This window comes from Paenibacillus oryzae, from assembly GCF_001675045.1.
Lineage (GTDB): Bacteria > Bacillota > Bacilli > Paenibacillales > Paenibacillaceae > Pristimantibacillus > Pristimantibacillus oryzae.
In genome coordinates, this window is the sequence record NZ_LYPA01000049.1 from 1 (window position 1) to 573 (window position 573).

The window sequence follows — 573 nt, forward strand, 5'->3', positions numbered from 1 at the left end:
GGTGCCTAGGCATCCTCCGTGCGCTCTTACTAGCTTAACCTAGTTATCGCTCAGCGTGAGTTTCCTCTGCTGGCGGGTATTACTTCAGCTAAAGGATGTTTCAGCAGAAGATTTTCATCTTCTTTTCTTTCGTTATCCAGTTTTCAAGGTGCAAAGTGTGCCGCATTGCTGCGACAGGATTTATATCCTACCATGCTTTTTCGATTCCTGCAACATCGAAATGTTACCTTTATCAAAAAGCTTGCAAGATAAAATCCGCTTGGCGACGTCCTACTCTCCCAGGACCCTGCGGTCCAAGTACCATCGGCGCTGGAGGGCTTAACGGTCGTGTTCGGGATGGGAACGCGTGGATCCCCTCCGCCATCGCCACCAAACGGAATTTCAATGAAAGACACATCAAAGCGCCGTTTCCGGCACTTCTTGTTCTTTCAAAACTGACAACGAGTGAGCAACCTNCATGATTTATGCAACATCTAAATGCTGCCTATACCGAAAAGCTTGCAAGATAAAATCCGCTTGGCGACGTCCTACTCTCCCAGGACCCTGCGGTCCAAGTACCATCGGCGCTGGAGG

Annotated in this window: 1 rRNA gene; it reads right to left on the minus strand. The window is 49.3% G+C overall.

The features are described from left to right. Positions 1–257 precede the first annotated feature (257 nt). Positions 258–374: ribosomal RNA gene (gene rrf / locus A7K91_RS10125) — 5S ribosomal RNA — on the minus strand. Between the last annotated feature and the right edge of the window lie 199 nt (positions 375–573).